Here is a 16478-nt window from a genome sequence, read left to right as displayed (position 1 = left end):
GGCGGCTGTCAGTACGCCTCGAAGACGGTGCGACAGCGGCCCTGCAGGGGTGCCGATCGGGGATGGAAGGGACGAAAAAGGGGCCGCCCCAGAGGGAACGAAGGCGGGACGGCCGACGCCGTCCCGGCCCGTGCGTCAGTCCTCGCGGACCGGCGGCGGACCCCACAGGCCGTCCAGCGCCGTGTTGCGCGGCGCATACAGACGCATGTTCAACATGAAGTTGCCCTGCTGCGGGGCGGGCAGCCAGTTGGCCTGCTTCTCGCGCGAGGGCGGATCGCGGCGGATGTAGATGTCCAGCGAACCGTCCTTGTTGTAGACCAGCGGGTCGGTGCTGGTCACTGCGTAGCGGCCGATGGGGTTCTGCGTGAAGCCTTGGCGGGCGTCGTAAAGGATCAGCGTCCAGTAGCCGTCGACCGGGGGCAATTGGCCCTTGTCGAAGTGCAGCACGTAGTCCTCGTCGCTGTTCAGCGGCTCGCCTTCGTCGTCGATGGCGGTGACCGGGTACAGCACTTCTTCCGGCGTGCTGGCGCCCAGGCCCGCATAGGCCACGGCGGCGCGGCGCGTGTAGTCGGTCCCGTAGGTGCCGATGCCGCTGCGCACGACGGTCCAGCCGTTGACCGGACGGCCCAGCGTGTGCACCGCGTCGGCGATGCGGCGGCCCGCCAGCGGCTTGGCTTCGGCCAGGGCCTGCTGCACCGAGGGCTCGAGCGCGCCGAACGAAAACGCCTGGCCGCGGCCGAAGCCGATGCGGCGCAGGCGGTCCAGCATGGGATAGTCGTTGGCATGCGGCGGATTGGCGCGCACCAGCTCGTCGAACAGCGTGAAGTAGCTGGCGGCGTCCATGGCGGCGACCTGCTCGGCCGGCGTGCCCTGCCCGCTCCAGGCCGGGTTCACCTGGCCGGCCGGCGTGCTGTAGCCACGGCCCCAGCCGCTCAGCGGCGCGGCCACCAGGCCGCTCTGGAACTGGTTGACGGCGGCGTAGTCGGCCGGACTGGCGGTCTGCACGCGTCCGATCATCCAGCCCTGGCTGGTGGGACTGCGCACGACGTCGACGCCCGGCGGCAGCGTGCCGTTCCAGGACGGGCCGACGATGGCGAAGGTCTGCGCCACGTTGCCCGAGGTGCGCGTACCGCGCGCGGCGTACATGTCGGACCACATGTCGTGCAGCGACAGCAGGTAATAACGCTTGTCGGAAGCGGGCACCTGGATGATCAGCGGCTCGCGGCTCACGTCGTACCAGAGGCTGGAGTACAGCGCGTCCGTGCTGGGCCAGGCCACGTCGGTGGCGCGCGGATCCGGGTAGGCGGTGCGATGGCCGAACTGGTTCACCGGGGCGCGGCCGGCCAGCGGCGTCTGCACGTTGGTGGAGGCGCGGCGCGTCATCTCCATCAGCACCATCGGATAGGCGTAGATGTAGGCATCGACCGCGGCATCGCGCAGCTCGGCGCCGGTCATCGCCGCGACCGGGATGGCGGGAGCGGGCGCGGGCGCCGGAACCGGCGTCTGCGAGACCATGCGCATCGACGGCCGGGGCATGCCCGAGGCATCGGTCTGCGGGTACATGGGCGTGACCTGCGTCGACTGGGCATGGGCGATGCCAGCCAGGCTCGTGCTCAGTACGCCTGCCAGGACGGCCGCCTGCCAGCGGCGCGTGGGTAATGCATGAATACGCATGAGAGGCTCCTGCTTGTTGGATGACGAAGAGCCCGCGCTGCGACGGGAAGCGGCCCGGATGGGGTACGCCGGCGCGGCTCGATCGGAACGATGCCCGATCAGGATAGGCCGCGACGCTGCAACAGAGTGCTGCGCAAAAGTTTCAACGGGCAACGCGATTGGGGGCCGGATCAGCCGCAAACCTGGCGGCGCACCGGCGCGCCGCGCAATGGCGGCGCGGGCGGCGGGCCCGCCTGGGGTGACCGGAAGATGTATCCGCGGCCATCCCCTCGGCGTAACGACTTTTAACGGTGCTTGAAGACCGGAGGGCGTTTTTCGGCGAATGCAGCCATGCCTTCCTTCTGGTCGTCGGTGGCGAACAGCGAGTGGAAGACGCGGCGCTCGAACAGCAGGCCTTCGTTCAGCGGAGACTCGTAGGCGCGGTTGACGCACTCCTTGGCCATCATGACCGACGGCAGCGACATCGAGGCGATGACGGTGGCGGCCTCGATGGCCTCGTCCAGCAGCCGGTCGGCCGGGACGATGCGCGAGACCAGGCCGGCGCGCTCGGCTTCCTCGGCGCCCATCATGCGCGCGGTCAGCGTCAGGTCCATGGCCTTGGCCTTGCCCACGGCGCGCGGCAGGCGCTGCGTGCCGCCCGCGCCGGGGATGACGCCCAGCTTGATCTCGGGCTGGCCGAATTTGGCGGTGTCGGCGGCGAACAGCATGTCGCACATCATCGCCAGCTCGCAGCCGCCGCCCAGCGCATAGCCGGCCACCGCGGCGATGACGGGCTTGCGCACGCGCTTGAGGGTTTCCCAGTTGCGCGTGATGTAGTCGCTGCCGTAGACGTCCATGTACGACCAGCTTTTCATGGCGCTGATGTCGGCGCCGGCGGCGAAGGCCTTCTCGCTGCCCGTGATGACGACGGCGCCGATGTTCTCGTCCGCGTCGAAGGCCAGCAGCGCGGCCCCCAGCTCGTCCATCAGTTGATCGTTGAGCGCGTTGAGCGCCTTGGGCCGGTTCAGCGTCAGCAGGCCTACCCGGCCGCGGGTCTCGACCAGCACGAACGATTCGCTCATTGAATGTCTCCAGAGATGGGATGGGAATAAGATATGCGGATGAACGACGCACCCATAATTTACCGCCTGCAGCCTTACGATCCCGCCGGACACCGCTATCGCGTGTCGCTGACGGTGGCCAGTCCCGATCCCCACGGCCAGTGCCTGGCCTTGCCCGCCTGGATTCCAGGCAGCTACCTGATCCGCGATTTCTCGCGCCAGATCGAGACCCTGACGGCCCGCTCGGGCAGCCGCCCCATCGCCGTCGACAAGCTGGACAACCACACCTGGCGAGCCGCGCCATGCGACGGCCCGCTGCTCGTCGAATACACGGTCTATGCCTGGGACCTGTCGGTGCGCGGCGCGCACCTGGACGAAAGCCATGCCTTCTTCAACGGCACCAGCGTGTTCCTGCGCGTGCAGGGCCAGGACGAGCAGCCTTGCCTGGTCGACCTGCAGGCGCCGCGCGGCATCGATGGCTGGAAGGTCTACACCAGCCTGCCCGAAGCGCGCGGCGTGGCCGGCGCGGCACGGCGCCACGGCTTCGGCCTGTACCGCGCCCCCGACTACGATGCGCTGATCGACCACCCCGTCGAAATGGGCACGCCGCAGGTGGCGCGTTTCACCGCGCACGGCGCGGAGCACGAGCTGGTGTTCACCGGCGCGGTACCCCGCCTGGACCTGGCGCGCATCACCGAGGACGTGCGCCGCATCTGCGAGACGCAGATCGCGTTCTTCGAGCCGCGCACCCGGCGCGCGCCGTTCCTGGACAGCAGCGACCGCTACGTGTTCATGACGATGGTCACGGGCGACGGCTACGGTGGCCTCGAACACCGCGCCAGCACGGCCCTGATGGCCTCGCGCAAGGACCTGCCCGTGACGGGCCAGGCCGGGCAGGGAGAAGGCTACCGCACCTTCCTGGGCCTGGTCAGCCACGAATACTTCCATACCTGGAACGTCAAGCGCATCAAGCCGGCCGCCTTCGCGCCGTACCGCCTCGACCAGCCCAACCTGACGAAGCTGCTGTGGATCTTCGAGGGCTTCACGTCCTACTACGACGACCTGCAGCTGCTGCGCGCGGGCGTCATCACGCAGGCAGACTACCTGCGCCTGCTGGGCAAGACCATCACAGGCGTGGCGCGCACGCCCGGCCGCCACAAGCAGTCGGTGGCCGAGGGGTCGTTCGACGCCTGGACCCGCTACTACAAGCAGGACGAAAACTCGCCCAACGCGCTGATCAGCTACTACACCAAGGGCGCGCTGGTGGCGCTGGGCCTGGACCTGCTCATCCGGCGCGACAGCAACGGCACGTACTCGCTGGATGACGTGATGCGGCTGCTGTGGCAACGCTACGGCCGCGACTTCTATCGCGGCAAGCCGCAGGGCCTGGACGAGGAAGACTTCCCCGCGCTGGTGCGCGAGGCCACGGGCGTGGATGTGCGCCGCTTCGTGGCGCGCCATGCCTACGGCACCGCAGACGTGCCGCTGGCCGAGCTGCTGGCCCCGCACGGCATCGACGTGCAATGGAAGGCCGCCGCGGCCATCCCGGGCATGGACGTGCGCACCCGCAAGCAGGGCGACGGCCTTGCGCTGGCCACCGTGTTCGAGGGCGGCGCGGCGCATCGCGCAGGCCTGTCGGCAGGCGACGTGCTGGTGGCCGTGGACGGGCTGCGCGTGGATGCGCCATCGGGCCTGGACACGCTGCTGTCGCAGTATCAACCGGGCGAACGCGTGCGCGTGCACGTGTTCCGGCGCGACGAGCTGCGGGCCTACACGGTGCGGCTGGCGGCGCCGGCGGCGCTGGATTGCGTGGTGGGCGCGGCGGACCGCGGCGGCGTCCCGGCGCCGTAGGCGCGACCCGGCCGCGGTCTGGCCGCGGCCAAGCCGCAACGCGGCCGTCAGCCGCGCTCCCAGCGCCGCTGGATGTCCTTGGCCGCCACCACCCCGTCTGCCATCGCCGTGACCACGCACGGATGCATGCGGTTGGCCACTTCGCCGATCGCGTAGATGTCGGGCAGGCTGGTCTGCGCCGTGGAGAAGTCGGTCTGGATGTAGCCGCGTTCGCTGCGCGCCAGATGCAGGCCGTCGGCGAAGGCGGCCTGGGGTTCCCAGCCATAGAAGACCAGGATGAGGTCGTACGGCTTGCCGTCGACGGTGCGCGCGGCGGGATCGACCTCGTAGGCGCCGACGTGCACATTCTCGCGGCCGGCGCGCGTCACCCATTGCTGCTGCGCGCGCACGGTGCGGGCGTACAGGTGCACGTCGCGGGCGCCGCGGTTGCGGACGTAGACGAAGTTTTCATAGGCGTTGTCGCCGCCGCCCAGTACGGCCACCTTCAGGCCGGTGTAGTCCTGGGCCACGATGGGCGAGCCCGGGCCGACCAGCACGCCTGGCCACGAGGCTGTGGAAGGATGGCCCGGCAGGCCGCGGGCACGCACGCCCGAGGCGATGACCAGCGCGCGGCCGCGCAGCGACCGCCCCTGGGCGTGGCCGCCCAGGGCCACCTCGACGCCACCCTTGGCGGGACGCGCCTGCAGGGCCGGGGCGCGCAGGTGCAGCGGCACGCCGGCCTCCTGGACGCTGCGCGCGATATTGGCCGCGCCGTGCTGGCCGGTCTGGCCGGGCAGCACGGCGATCCAGTCGTCGCGGAAGGGATTGTCGTTGCCCAGGCCGCCCAGGCGGTCGGAGGCCTCGACCAGCACGGGCGCCAGGCCCAGCCGCGCCAGCCAGATCGCGCACGAGGCGCCGGCCGGCCCCCCGCCCACGATGACCGCGTCGTATACCTGCTGCATGCTGTGTTTTCCTGAAAGCTGAGGCGGCCCGTGGGTCGGGCCGTGCCTGGCGGCGCGGCGTGCGCCCGGCCAGACTGCCCCCGATTGTAGTCAGCGGGCGGCGGCGGAAGCGCCGCGCCTCTCGCCGCGCCCAACGGGAAGCACGGCCGGACGACGACGCCTGTCCGGCCGCGCGGGCCGCGAGCGTGCAGGCCGCACACACCCGGCGGCCCGCATGGTCGGCCGGCCGCCCCTTTACAATGCACGCTTCCCCCCATCAGGTTTTCCGATCATGGCGACACGCCGCATCATCATTTCCCGGCTTGCGCTGGATGCCCGCATCGGCATTCTCGAACACGAGCGCCGTGCCACCCAGCCGCTGCACATCGACGCGGAGTTCGACGTAGACATCCGCCGCGACGTGGACGACCACGACATCCACAGCGTGCTGGACTATCGCAGCCTGCGCGACGCCATCGTGCAGGAATGCACGCAGGCCCACGTCAACCTGATCGAAACGCTGACCGAACAAGTGGCCGAGCGCCTGCTGGCCGATTTTCCCGACATCCGATCGCTGCGGCTGCGCATCAGCAAGCCCATGGCTTTCTCGGACTGCGACGCCGTGGGCGTCGAGATCCAGACCAGCCGCTAGCGCCCCATTGCCATGAACGCCATCGACGCCCTCCCCGACCTGGCCGTGCCCGACGCGCCCCCCGCCGCTGCTCAAGCCGCTACGCACGTCCCGAAACCCGAACGCGTGCGCTCGCCCGCCGAAGACCGCGCCCGCCACGAAGGCAACAAGCTGACCAAGCGCCTGGCGCGCGAAACCACGCGCGCCCTGTCCGACTACAACATGATCGAAGCGGGCGACCGCGTCATGGTGTGCCTGTCGGGCGGCAAGGATTCGTACGCGATGCTGGACATCCTGATGACGCTGCAGAAACGCGCGCCGTTTCCGTTCGAGCTCATCGCGGTCAACCTGGACCAGAAGCAGCCCGGCTTTCCGCCCGAGATCCTGCCCAACTACCTGACCAACCTGGGCGTGCCCTTCCACATCGAGACGCAGGACACATACTCGATCGTCACGCGCGTGATCCCCGAGGGCAAGACCATGTGCTCGCTATGCTCGCGGCTGCGGCGCGGCATCCTGTACCGCGTGGCCGACGAGCTGGGCGCGACCAAGATCGCGCTGGGCCACCATCGCGACGACATCCTGGGCACGTTCTTCCTGAACCTGTTCTACGGCGGCAAGCTCAAGGGCATGCCCCCGAAACTGGTGTCCGACGACGGCCGCCACACGGTGATCCGCCCGCTGGCCTACGTGCCCGAGCGCGACCTGATCGCCTATGCCGAGCTGAAGCAGTTCCCCATCATCCCGTGCAACCTGTGCGGCTCGCAGGAGAACCTGAAGCGCAAGGAAGTGACGCGCATGGTGCAGGAATGGGACCGCAAGCATCCGAACCGTTCTTGGAATGTGTTCAATGCGCTGTCGCGCGTGGTGCCCTCGCACCTGATGGATCGGGAGCTGTTCGATTTCGTGGGCCTCAAGCCCACGGGCACGCCGGACCCCGATGGCGACACGGCCTTCGACCACGTCGATCCGGAAGCCGCTTCGGCGCAGCCCTGCGACGAGCCGTCGGATGCGCTGGCGGAACAGCGCATCGTGTTCCGCTGACGCGCAGCCGTCACCACGCACGCGGCGTACTTGCGCCGCGGAAAAGAAAATGTTGCGGCCTGCAAGGTACGACCTGCAGGCCGCGGCATTTTCCTGGCGGGGCCGCGGAGCCAGCCTGCCAGGGACGGCCGCGTCCGATGCGGGCGGCGGTGCCTGCCAGGGCTTACGACGCCGGGTTCAGCACCCGCACCGGGCTGCCCGCCGCCCAGGCCGCGATGGCCTCGACGGCGCTGCGGTAGAAGGCCTCGAAATTGGGCTGGCTGACGTAGCCCAGGTGGGGCGTCAGCACCACGTTGTCCAGCGCACGCAGCGGATCGGTGGGCGGCAGCGGCTCGGTCTCGAACACGTCCAGGCCCGCGCCCGCCAGGCGCTTCTTGCGCAGGGCGTCCAGCAGCGCATCGTTGTCCACCAGGCCGGCCCGCGACGTGTTGACCAGGAAGGCCGTGGGCTTCATCGCGGCCAGCATCTCGGCATCCACCGTGTGCCGCGAACGCTCGCTGAGCACCACGTGCAGGCTGACCACGTCGGACGTGGCGAACAGCTCGCGCTTGTCCACGCGCTTGACGCCAGCTTCGGCGGCGCGCTCGTCGGTCAGGTTGGGGCTCCAGGCCACCACGTCCATGCCGAAGGCCAGGCCCACCTTGGCCACGCCGGTGCCCAGCTTGCCCAGGCCCACCACGCCCAGGCGCCGGCCGGACAGCAGCAGCGGCATGCCCGTCTGCCACAGGCCGCGGCGCATGTTCTCGTGCTCTTGCGGGATGTGCTTGAACAGCGCCAGGATCAGGGCCCAGGCCAGTTCGGCCGTGGCGTTGTGGCCGTCGGCGCTGCCCGGCGCGCCGCACAGCACGATGCCGCGGCGCGTGCAGGCCTCGCTGTCGATGGAATTGTTGCGCAGGCCGGTGGTGACAAGCAGGCGCAGCTTGGGCAGCGCGTCGATCAGTTCGGCGGGAAACGCCATGCGCTCGCGCATCGCCAGGATCACGTCGAAGTCCTGCAGGGCCGCCGCGCGCGCCGGCCCGGGGGGCAGCGGATCGCGGAAGGTCTTCACCCGCACCTGCGGGCCCAGCTTGCTCCAGTCCGCGTAGCGCTCGGCTACGCCGTGATAGTCGTCGAGGATGGCGATCTGCATGGGGTTGTCTCCGTGTTTCCCGTTGTCGCGCAAGAGGCTGACGGCGTCATCGGCGTCCGTCCAGCCGGGCCTGAAATTGGTCCAGGGGCATCGCGCCGCTGACGCGCGAGCCGTCGTCGAAGAACATCGTGGGCGTGCCGCGCACCATCAGGCGCTTGCCCAGTTCGAGCACCTGCTGCGTGGGCGCGTCGCACGACTTGGACGCGGGCGTCTTGCCGCGGATCATCCAGTCGTTCCAGGCGCGCGCGGGCTCGGAGGCACACCAGATGTCGCGCGACTTGACGGTCGAATCGGGCGCCAGGATGGGATACAGGAAGGTGTAGATGGTGACGTCGTCCAGCGTCTCGATCGTCTTGTGCAGCTGCTTGCAGTAGCCGCAGTTGGGATCCTCGAAGATGGCCACGCGGCGCTTGCCGTTGCCCCGCACCTGCTTGACGGCCAGTTCCAGCGGCAGCTCGGCCAGCGGCACTTCGCCCAGTCGCTCCTGACGCTCGGCGGTGACGTTGCGGCGCGACATGGCGTCGATCAGCGTGCCCTGCATGACCCAGCGCACGTCCTCGTCGGTGTAGACCAGTTCCATGCCCAGCTGCACCTCGAACAGCCCATAGGGCGTGCGTTGCACGGCGGTCACCTCGGTATCCGGGAAACGCTCGATGAAGCGCTTGCGCACGCCGTCGGCCACGGGGTCGGGCGCGGGCGTGCGGGTGGACCTGGCGCCCGCGGCAGGCTTGTCCGCGCCGCTGGTGGAATAGCTCTTGCCGGACTGGCCGGCCGGCTGAGCCTGCACGGCGCCTGCCATGAACAGGGCGCACAGGGACGCCGCCACGCTGAATGCAATGCGAAACTTCATGATGACTCCTGGTGCAACGGCGCAAGCCGGCGTGATGCTCAGTTGCGCGAGGCCCCCTCGATGAGTTGGCGTTTGATGAAAGGCAGGGCGTCGACCGCCTGCATGCCGGCATTGCGCAGCCAGGCCAGCGGGGCGTTGCGCGCGCCGAACAGGCGGTGCAGGCCGTCGGTGGCCATGCGCATCGCCAGCACCGGCTCGGCACGGGCGCGCTGGTAGCGCTGCAGCACGCGCGGATCGCCGGCGGGACGGAAGGCCTCGCGGCCGCCCACGGCCCGCGCCAGGGCTTCGACGTCGCCCAGGCCCAGGTTCAGGCCCTGGCCGGCCAGCGGATGCACGCGATGGGCCGCGTCGCCGGCCAGCGCGATGCCGGGTCCGGTCATCTGGGCCTGCTCAAGCGTCAGCGGAAAACCGTGCAGGGCGCCACGCATGCGCAGCCGGCCCAGGCGGCCGTGCGAGGCCTCGGCCAGCAGGCGTTCGAGTTCGGCGGCCTGCGCCTCGCGCGGCAGGGCCTGCAGGGCCTCGGCGCGTTCGCCACGGATGGACCACACCATGGAGACCTGCGGCCCGTCGGCGGTATCGGGCAGCGGCAGCAGGGCCAGCACGCCATCGTCGCGGAACCATTGGAAGGCGGTGCCCTGGTGCGGCAGGTCGGCGTCCAGGTGCGCCACCAGGCCGGTGTCGCCGTAGGGCCGCGCCTGATGGCGCAGGCCGGCCGCCTGGCGCAGCGGCGAGTTGGCGCCGTCGGCGCCCACGAACAGTTCGGCCTGCAGGTGCGCGCCGCCCTCGGTCTCGATGCTGCCCTCGCGCCAGCCGACGCAGCGGTCGTCCAGCCACGGGATGCCGAAGACGCGCACGGCCTGGATCAGCACGCGCTCGATCTCGCCGGACTCGACGATCCAGGCCAGGCATTCCTGCGCGGCCTGCCAGGCATGCAGCGTGACGTGGCCGTCGCCATCGCCGTGGATGTCCATGGCCTGCACCGGCGCGACGCGGCCGGCGGGCAGCGAATCCCACACGCCCAGTTCGCCCAAAAAGCGGCGGCTGGCAGGCGAGATGGCATAGACACGCGGATGATAGGCGTCGCCCTGCGCGGGGGGCACCTCGCTGCGCGGCGCCAGCACGGCCACGCGCTGGCCGCGGCGCGCCAGGGCCAGCGCGCTGGCCAGCCCGACGATGCCCGCGCCGCAGACGACGATCTGGTGTTTCATCGCGCCGAGGGCTCCCCGGCCTGCTTGGGCCACAACAGCCACATCTGGCCGCGCTGCTTCATGCGGCCCGCCATGGCGCCGGCCTCTTCGCCGGAGCCCCAGTAGAAGTCGGCGCGCGCCGCGCCCGTGATGGCCGTGCCGGTGTCCTGCGCGAACACCAGGCGCTGCAGTGGGGACTGCGAGCCGGGCATGGTGGTCGACAGGAACACCGGCGCGCCCAGCGGCACGAAGCGCGCATCGACCGCGATGGAGCGGCCCGGCGCCAGCGGAATGCCGTAGGCGCCGCGCGGACCCAGCGCGGGGTCGGCGATGGCTTCTTCGCGGAAGAACACCACGGCCGGATTGGCGTTGAGCATTTCCTGCACGCGGGCCGGATTGCGCTTGGCCCAGGCGCGGATGTTCTGCATGGACGCCTGGCTGGCCGGCAACTCGCCACGATCGATCAGCCACTTGCCGATGGAGGCATAGGGCTGGCCGTTGTGGTCGGCATAGGCCAGGCGGATGGTGGTGCCGGAATCGGGCCCGTCGGTCAGCTGGACGCGGCCCGAGCCCTGCACCTGCAGGAAGAAGTTGTCGACGGGGTCGTTCACCCAGACGATCACGGGAGGCTTGCGGTCGCCGCTTTCAATGGCCGCGCGTGTGTCGTAGGGCACCACCCGCGAACCCTCGAGCTTGCCGCGCACGCGCTTGCCGGCCAGGTCGGGATAGATGGAACCCAGGTCGACGGTGAGCAGGTCGGACGGCACCGCGTACAGCGGCCACTGGTAGGCGCCGCCGCGGCGGCGCGAGGCGGACACCAGCGGCTCGTAGTAGCCGGTGACCGTGTTGGACGCGGGCTGGCCATCGGCGGCATTGACGCGCCAGGGCTGCAGATAGGCCTGCAGGAAGCGGCGCACCGCGGCGCCGTCGCCCGCGGCCGGGGCGCGCGAGGCATCGGCCGCGGCCGCGCAGACGGGCTGCCAGGCGCGCGGCGTGGCGCGCGCGGGCACGGCCAGGTTGCCGCTGGTCGGCCGCATCAGGCCCTTGCAGTTGCGCAGGAACAGCGGCCAGAACTCGGACAGCTCGTCGTTGCTCCAGCCCGGCATGTCGGTCCAGGCGGCGCGCGCATAGCGGCCAGCCAGCTGGCGCGGCGCGGAATCCGGCAGCGACGACAGGGACGGGACGTTGAGCGGGCCGTCGGCGGCCGGCACGGCCGCGCCTCCGGCGGAGGACGTGCCGCCCGACGGCCCGCCCGCGGGCGGCACGTCGGACGTCGCGCAGGCGGCCAACAGCCCGGCCAGCAGGGAAACACTGAGAAATCGCTTCAAACGCTGCTTCATTTAACGGTGAGGACAGAACATCGGTAAGCCCGGCGATCAGTGCAGGGTGCGCGGCATGGCCAGCAGGAATTCGGCGATCGGCACCTCGAAGGGGATGCCGTTCTCGCCCACGCAATGATAGGTGCCGCGCATGGTGCCCACCGGGGTGGGCAGCGGGCAGCCGCTGGTGTATTCGAAGGACTCGCCCGCCGCCAGCAGCGGCTGCTGGCCCACCACGCCCAGGCCGCGCACTTCCTGCACGTGCTGGTTGCCGTCGGTGATGATCCAGTGCCGGCTGATGACCTGCACGGGATTGGCGCCGGCATTGGTGATGCGCACCGTATAGGCGAACATGTACTGGTGCTGGGCGGGATCGGACTGCTCCGGCACGAAGCGCGGCGTAACGGACACCGTCAGGTCGTAGGGTTTCACTGGATATCCCTGGGAAGGCGCGCACCTGGCCGCGCGCGGCCGGGCTGGACGGGGGCTGGCGCCGGCTCGGGCCGGCGCCCGGTGCCCGCGCCCGGGCGTCAATCTACAATAATTGCACATTATGCCCCCGGAACTTCGCAAAGCCATGTCCTCGACCCCGGCCGCCACCCGCATCGCCCCCAGCATCCTCTCCGCCGACTTCGCCCGCCTGGGCGAAGAGGTGCGCAACGTCGTCGCCGCCGGCGCCGACTGGATCCATTTCGACGTGATGGACAACCATTACGTTCCCAACCTGACCATCGGCCCGATGGTCTGTTCGGCCATCCGCCCGCACGTGAACGTGCCCATCGACGTGCACCTGATGGTCGAACCGGTCGACGAGATCATCCCCATGTTCGCCAAGGCGGGCGCCGACATCATCACCTTCCACCCCGAAGCGTCGCGCCACGTCGACCGCACCCTGTCGCTGATCCGCAGCCACGGCTGCAAGGCCGGCCTGGTGTTCAATCCCGCCACGCCGCTGTCCTACATGGACTACGTGATGGACAAGCTGGACCTGGTGCTGCTGATGTCGGTCAACCCCGGCTTCGGCGGCCAGTCGTTCATTCCGGCCACGCTGGCCAAGCTGCGCGAGGCGCGCTCGCGCATCGACCGCTGGGCGCAGGCCGGCGGCCAGCCGATCCTGCTCGAGGTGGACGGCGGCGTGAAGCCCGACAACATCGCCGACATCCGCGCCGCCGGCGCCGACACCTTCGTGGCCGGCTCGGCGATCTTCGGCCAGCCCGACTACGCCGCCGTCATCCAGAGCCTGCGCGCCGAGATCGCCAAGGGCGAAGGCCGGAGCGTCTGACCCTGACACGGCCCGCGCGCGCGGGCCACATCGAAGGAGCGCGCTGAATGGCACGCATCGAAGCGGTCCTGCTGGACCTGGACGGCACCCTGCTGGACTCCATTCCCGACCTGGCCGACGCCGCCAACGCCATGCGCGTGGAACTCGGCCTGGTGCCCCTGCGCCTGGACGTGCTGGCCACGTTCGTGGGCAAGGGCGTGGACAACCTGGTGCGCCGCACCCTGGCCGGCAGCCTGGAAGGCGAACTGGCCGACGGCGATCTGTACGCCCGCGGCCGCGAGGCCTTCTTCCGCCACTACCATCGCGTCAATGGCGAGAAGGCCAGGGTGTTCGACGGCGTGGTGCCCGGCCTGCTGGCCATGCGCGAGCAGGGCCTGAAGCTGGCGGTGGTCACCAACAAGCCCACCGAGTTCACCCTGCCGCTGCTGCAACGCACGGGCCTGGCGGGCTTCTTCCCCGTGGTGGTGTGCGGCGACACCTGCGCGCGGCGCAAGCCCGATCCCGACCAGGTGCTGCACGCCTGCGAGCAGTTCGGCGTGGCGCCCGGGCGCGCGGTGACCATCGGAGACTCGATCAACGATGCGCAGGCAGGCCGCTCGGCCGGCACGCGCGTGCTGGCGGTACCCTACGGCTACAACGAAGGCATGGACGTGCGCATGCTGGACGTGGACGGCATCGTCGACACGCTGGTCGACGCGCAGCGCGTGATCGCCGAATGGAACGCCGAGCCGGCGGAAGGAAACTCCGCGGCCGCGTGACCTGCCCCCGTCCAGGGCAGGCGTTACGATAGGGCATGACTAGGACCTCTTCTGGCACACCTCCTCGTGCGACGCAGGACGGGGGCTTCGTGCAGGTGCGCGGCGCGCGCGAGCACAATCTCAAGGACGTCGACGTCGCCATCCCGCGGGACGCGCTGGTGGTGTTCTCGGGGGTCTCCGGTTCCGGCAAGTCCTCGCTGGCGTTCGGCACCATCTATGCCGAAGCGCAGCGGCGTTACTTCGAGTCGGTGGCGCCCTATGCGCGGCGCCTGATCGACCAGGCGGGCGTGCCCGACGTCGACGGCATCGACGGCCTGCCGCCCGCGGTGGCGCTGCAGCAGCAGCGCGGCGCCAGCAACGCACGCTCTTCCGTGGGCAGCGTCACGACCTTGTCCTCGCTGGTGCGGATGCTGTATTCGCGGGCGGGCGCCTATCCGCCCGGCCAGCCCATGCTGTATGCCGAGGACTTCTCGCCCAATACGCCGCAGGGGGCTTGCCCCGCCTGCCATGGCCTGGGCCACGTCTACGACGTGACCGAGGACATCATGGTGCCGGATCCCTCGCTGAGCATCCGCGAGCGCGCCATCGCCTCCTGGCCGCCCGCCTGGCACGGGCAGAACCTGCGCGACATCCTGGTGACGCTGGGCTATGACGTCGACCGGCCTTGGCGCGAGCTGCCGAAGAAGGACCGCGACTGGATCCTCTACACCGAGGACACGCCCACCGTGCCGGTGTACGCCGGCTTCACCCCGGCCGAAACGCGCGCGGCGCTCAAGCGCAAGGAAGAACCAAGCTACATGGGCACCTACACCGGTGCGCGGCGCTACGTGCTGCACACCTTTGCCCACACCCAGAGCGCGCTGATGAGAAAGCGGGTGTCGCGCTTCATGGAAGGCAAGCCGTGCCCCGCCTGCCAGGGCAAGCGGCTCAAGCCCGAGGCGCTGTCGGTGACCTTCGCCGGCGTGGACATCGGCACGTTCATGCAGATGCCGCTGGACCCGCTGGCGGCCCTGCTCGAGCCCATTGCCAACGGCGATTTCAGCGCCCACCGCCCCGGCGCGAGCGCCGACGGCCAGGCCACGCGCCGTGACCGCGCCGCACGCGCCGCCACCGGCCGCGCCGTCCATGCGGTATCGCCCGACGTGCGCCGCACCTCGGCGCTGTCCGAGGAAAAGCGCCTTGCCGCGCAGCGCCTGGCGGGAGGCGTGATCGCGCGCCTGCGGCGGCTGCAAGAGCTGGGGCTGGGCTACCTGACGCTGGACCGGGCGACGCCGACCCTGTCGGCCGGCGAGCTGCAGCGCCTGCGGCTGGCCACGCAGCTGAGCTCCCTGCTGTTCGGCGTGGTCTATGTGCTGGACGAACCCTCGGCGGGACTGCATCCCTCGGACAGCCAGGCGCTGTACGACGCGCTGGACACGCTGCGCGACGCCGGCAACTCGGTGTTCGTGGTGGAGCACGACCTGGAGCTGATGCGGCGCGCGCAATGGCTGGTGGACGTGGGACCGGCCGCCGGCGAGCAGGGCGGCCGGGTGCTCTACAGCGGCGCGCCCGAAGGCCTGCGCGAGGTCGCCGAATCGCGAACCGCGCGCTACCTGTTCGACGAGATTCCCCCCAACGGCAGCCGCCGACGCGAGGCCGGCAGCTGGCTGGAACTGCGGCAGATCCATCGCCACAACCTGCATGGCGTGGACGCGCGCATCCCGCTGGGCGTGCTGACCGCGGTCACCGGCATCTCCGGCTCGGGCAAGTCCAGCCTCTTCGCGCAGGCCCTGCCCGAGCTGGTCCGGTCGCACCTGGGCCACGAGCCCGAGGACGATCCCGCCGATGGCGACACCCGCGACGGGCCGGCCGTGATCGCGGCCACGCGAGGCCGCCTGGGCGGAGACGTGGACGCCGTGCAGCGGCTGGTGCAGGTCGACCAGAAGCCCATCGGGCGCACCCCGCGCTCCAACCTGGCGACCTACACCGGCCTGTTCGACCACGTGCGCAAGCTGTTCGCCGCCACGCCGGACGCGCGGCGCCGCCGCTACGATGCCGGCCGGTTCTCGTTCAACGTGGCCAAGGGACGATGCGACACCTGCGAAGGCGAAGGCTTCGTCAGCGTCGAACTGCTGTTCATGCCCAGCGTGTACGCGCCGTGCCCCGCATGCCACGGGGCGCGCTACAACGAGGCTACGCTGAAGGTCCGCTGGAACGGCCACACCATTGCCGAAGTCCTGGACCTGACCGTGGACGCCGCGTGCGGCGTCTTCGCGGGCCAGGACGCGGTGGAGCGGCCGCTGCGGCTGCTGCGCGACATCGGGCTCGGCTACCTGCGCCTGGGCCAGCCGGCGACTGAACTGTCCGGCGGCGAGGCGCAGCGCATCAAGCTGGCCACCGAGCTGCAGCGCAGCCAGCGGGGCCGCAGCCTGTACGTGCTCGACGAGCCGACCACCGGGCTGCATGCCTCGGATGCCGACCTGCTGATGGTGCAGCTGCAGCGCCTGGTGGATGCCGGCAATACGGTGGTGATGATCGAGCACGACATGCGGGCGGTCGCGCAGGCCGACTGGGTGATCGACGTCGGGCCCGGCGCGGGCGACGCGGGCGGCCAGGTCGTGGCGGCCGGCACACCGCGGCAGGTGACACACGCGGCGGACAGCCGGACCGCGCCGTTCCTGGCGCGGGAGCTGGCCCGCGCGGACGCCGGCGGCGACGGTCCGGTCCAAGCCGCCGGAAGCGCGAGGGCCACGCCCCGACGCCGCGGACAGCGAACCGCCCCGCGAGATGTCGGCCAATGAGTGGTATATTGGT

The 16478-nt window shown here is 70.5% G+C and carries 14 protein-coding genes; 6 read left to right on the top strand and 8 right to left on the bottom strand.

Features of this window, described 5'->3' with window-relative positions:
- Positions 1 to 135: 135 nt before the first annotated feature.
- Complete coding sequence (locus FS845_RS01155; RefSeq protein ID WP_144630124.1) at positions 136 to 1674, bottom strand: DUF1254 domain-containing protein; 1539 nt, start codon at positions 1672 to 1674, stop codon at positions 136 to 138.
- Positions 1675 to 1958: 284 nt separating this feature from the next.
- Positions 1959 to 2735 (bottom strand): enoyl-CoA hydratase, encoded by a 777-nt coding sequence (locus tag FS845_RS01150; protein ID WP_144630122.1) that lies wholly within the window; start codon positions 2733 to 2735, stop codon positions 1959 to 1961.
- A 33-nt stretch (positions 2736 to 2768) separates the two neighbouring features.
- Between FS845_RS01150 and FS845_RS01145 the strand changes: the two genes are divergently transcribed.
- Positions 2769 to 4565 (top strand): M61 family metallopeptidase, encoded by a 1797-nt coding sequence (locus FS845_RS01145; protein ID WP_144630120.1) that lies wholly within the window; start codon positions 2769 to 2771, stop codon positions 4563 to 4565.
- A 47-nt stretch (positions 4566 to 4612) separates the two neighbouring features.
- On the opposite strand, the gene FS845_RS01140 is transcribed toward FS845_RS01145, so the two are convergent.
- Positions 4613 to 5506, bottom strand: a complete 894-nt coding sequence (locus FS845_RS01140; protein ID WP_144630118.1) for an NAD(P)/FAD-dependent oxidoreductase — start codon at positions 5504 to 5506, stop codon at positions 4613 to 4615.
- 271 nt (positions 5507 to 5777) lie between these two features.
- Here FS845_RS01140 and folB point away from each other — a divergent pair, with 271 nt between their 5' ends.
- Both folB and ttcA read left to right on the top strand, forming a co-directional pair.
- On the top strand, positions 5778 to 6137 hold the full coding sequence (gene folB / locus FS845_RS01135) for a dihydroneopterin aldolase (protein ID WP_066410603.1): 360 nt from the start codon (positions 5778 to 5780) through the stop codon (positions 6135 to 6137).
- Between the two features lie 12 nt (positions 6138 to 6149).
- Positions 6150 to 7160: a tRNA 2-thiocytidine(32) synthetase TtcA gene (gene ttcA, locus FS845_RS01130; RefSeq protein ID WP_144630116.1), complete on the top strand. Its 1011-nt coding sequence runs from the start codon at positions 6150 to 6152 to the stop codon at positions 7158 to 7160.
- A gap of 163 nt (positions 7161 to 7323) precedes the next feature.
- Here the strand turns inward: ttcA and FS845_RS01125 are convergent, their stop codons facing one another.
- From FS845_RS01125 to apaG, 5 genes are read right to left on the bottom strand one after another with little or no spacing between them, the layout of a single operon-like run.
- Positions 7324 to 8289 carry a D-2-hydroxyacid dehydrogenase family protein gene (locus FS845_RS01125; protein ID WP_144630114.1) on the bottom strand — a complete coding sequence of 322 codons (966 nt, stop codon included), beginning with the start codon at positions 8287 to 8289 and terminating at the stop codon, positions 7324 to 7326.
- 46 nt (positions 8290 to 8335) lie between these two features.
- Entirely contained in the window at positions 8336 to 9139 is an 804-nt protein-coding gene (locus tag FS845_RS01120; RefSeq protein ID WP_144630112.1) for a DsbC family protein, read from the bottom strand.
- Positions 9140 to 9177: 38 nt separating this feature from the next.
- A complete protein-coding gene (locus FS845_RS01115; RefSeq protein WP_144630110.1) occupies positions 9178 to 10347 on the bottom strand; it encodes a UbiH/UbiF family hydroxylase in 1170 nt (389 codons plus the stop codon).
- Complete coding sequence (locus tag FS845_RS01110; RefSeq protein WP_144630108.1) at positions 10344 to 11654, bottom strand: murein transglycosylase A; 1311 nt, start codon at positions 11652 to 11654, stop codon at positions 10344 to 10346. The genes FS845_RS01115 and FS845_RS01110 overlap by 4 nt, the downstream gene beginning before the upstream one ends.
- A 48-nt stretch (positions 11655 to 11702) precedes the next feature.
- Complete coding sequence (apaG, locus tag FS845_RS01105; protein ID WP_144630106.1) at positions 11703 to 12077, bottom strand: Co2+/Mg2+ efflux protein ApaG; 375 nt, start codon at positions 12075 to 12077, stop codon at positions 11703 to 11705.
- Between the two features lie 145 nt (positions 12078 to 12222).
- Between apaG and rpe the strand changes: the two genes are divergently transcribed.
- From rpe to FS845_RS01090, 3 genes are read left to right on the top strand one after another with little or no spacing between them, the layout of a single operon-like run.
- A complete protein-coding gene (rpe, locus tag FS845_RS01100; protein WP_409929242.1) occupies positions 12223 to 12927 on the top strand; it encodes a ribulose-phosphate 3-epimerase in 705 nt (234 codons plus the stop codon).
- Between the two features lie 47 nt (positions 12928 to 12974).
- Positions 12975 to 13685, top strand: coding sequence for a phosphoglycolate phosphatase (locus FS845_RS01095; protein ID WP_144630102.1), 711 nt, complete (start codon positions 12975 to 12977; stop codon positions 13683 to 13685).
- A 35-nt stretch (positions 13686 to 13720) separates the two neighbouring features.
- Positions 13721 to 16465, top strand: a complete 2745-nt coding sequence (locus FS845_RS01090; RefSeq protein ID WP_144630100.1) for an excinuclease ABC subunit UvrA — start codon at positions 13721 to 13723, stop codon at positions 16463 to 16465.
- Positions 16466 to 16478 lie beyond the last annotated feature (13 nt).

The sequence above is a fragment of the Bordetella genomosp. 13 genome, assembly GCF_007679965.1.
Lineage (GTDB): Bacteria > Pseudomonadota > Gammaproteobacteria > Burkholderiales > Burkholderiaceae_B > Bordetella.
Note: the sequence above shows the minus strand (reverse complement) of the source record. Positions and strands in the feature narration are given on the sequence as shown.

What these genes read in the sequence shown, in the direction of transcription:
- FS845_RS01155 (WP_144630124.1), bottom strand. Translation starts at nt 1,674, where the DNA reads ATGCGTATTCATGCATTACCCACGCGCCGCTGGCAGGCGGCCGTCCTG.
- FS845_RS01150 (WP_144630122.1), bottom strand. Translation starts at nt 2,735, where the DNA reads ATGAGCGAATCGTTCGTGCTGGTCGAGACCCGCGGCCGGGTAGGCCTG.
- FS845_RS01145 (WP_144630120.1), top strand. Translation starts at nt 2,769, where the DNA reads ATGCGGATGAACGACGCACCCATAATTTACCGCCTGCAGCCTTACGAT.
- FS845_RS01140 (WP_144630118.1), bottom strand. Translation starts at nt 5,506, where the DNA reads ATGCAGCAGGTATACGACGCGGTCATCGTGGGCGGGGGGCCGGCCGGC.
- folB (WP_066410603.1), top strand. Translation starts at nt 5,778, where the DNA reads ATGGCGACACGCCGCATCATCATTTCCCGGCTTGCGCTGGATGCCCGC.
- ttcA (WP_144630116.1), top strand. Translation starts at nt 6,150, where the DNA reads ATGAACGCCATCGACGCCCTCCCCGACCTGGCCGTGCCCGACGCGCCC.
- FS845_RS01125 (WP_144630114.1), bottom strand. Translation starts at nt 8,289, where the DNA reads ATGCAGATCGCCATCCTCGACGACTATCACGGCGTAGCCGAGCGCTAC.
- FS845_RS01120 (WP_144630112.1), bottom strand. Translation starts at nt 9,139, where the DNA reads ATGAAGTTTCGCATTGCATTCAGCGTGGCGGCGTCCCTGTGCGCCCTG.
- FS845_RS01115 (WP_144630110.1), bottom strand. Translation starts at nt 10,347, where the DNA reads ATGAAACACCAGATCGTCGTCTGCGGCGCGGGCATCGTCGGGCTGGCC.
- rpe (WP_409929242.1), top strand. Translation starts at nt 12,223, where the DNA reads ATGTCCTCGACCCCGGCCGCCACCCGCATCGCCCCCAGCATCCTCTCC.
- FS845_RS01095 (WP_144630102.1), top strand. Translation starts at nt 12,975, where the DNA reads ATGGCACGCATCGAAGCGGTCCTGCTGGACCTGGACGGCACCCTGCTG.
- FS845_RS01090 (WP_144630100.1), top strand. Translation starts at nt 13,721, where the DNA reads ATGACTAGGACCTCTTCTGGCACACCTCCTCGTGCGACGCAGGACGGG.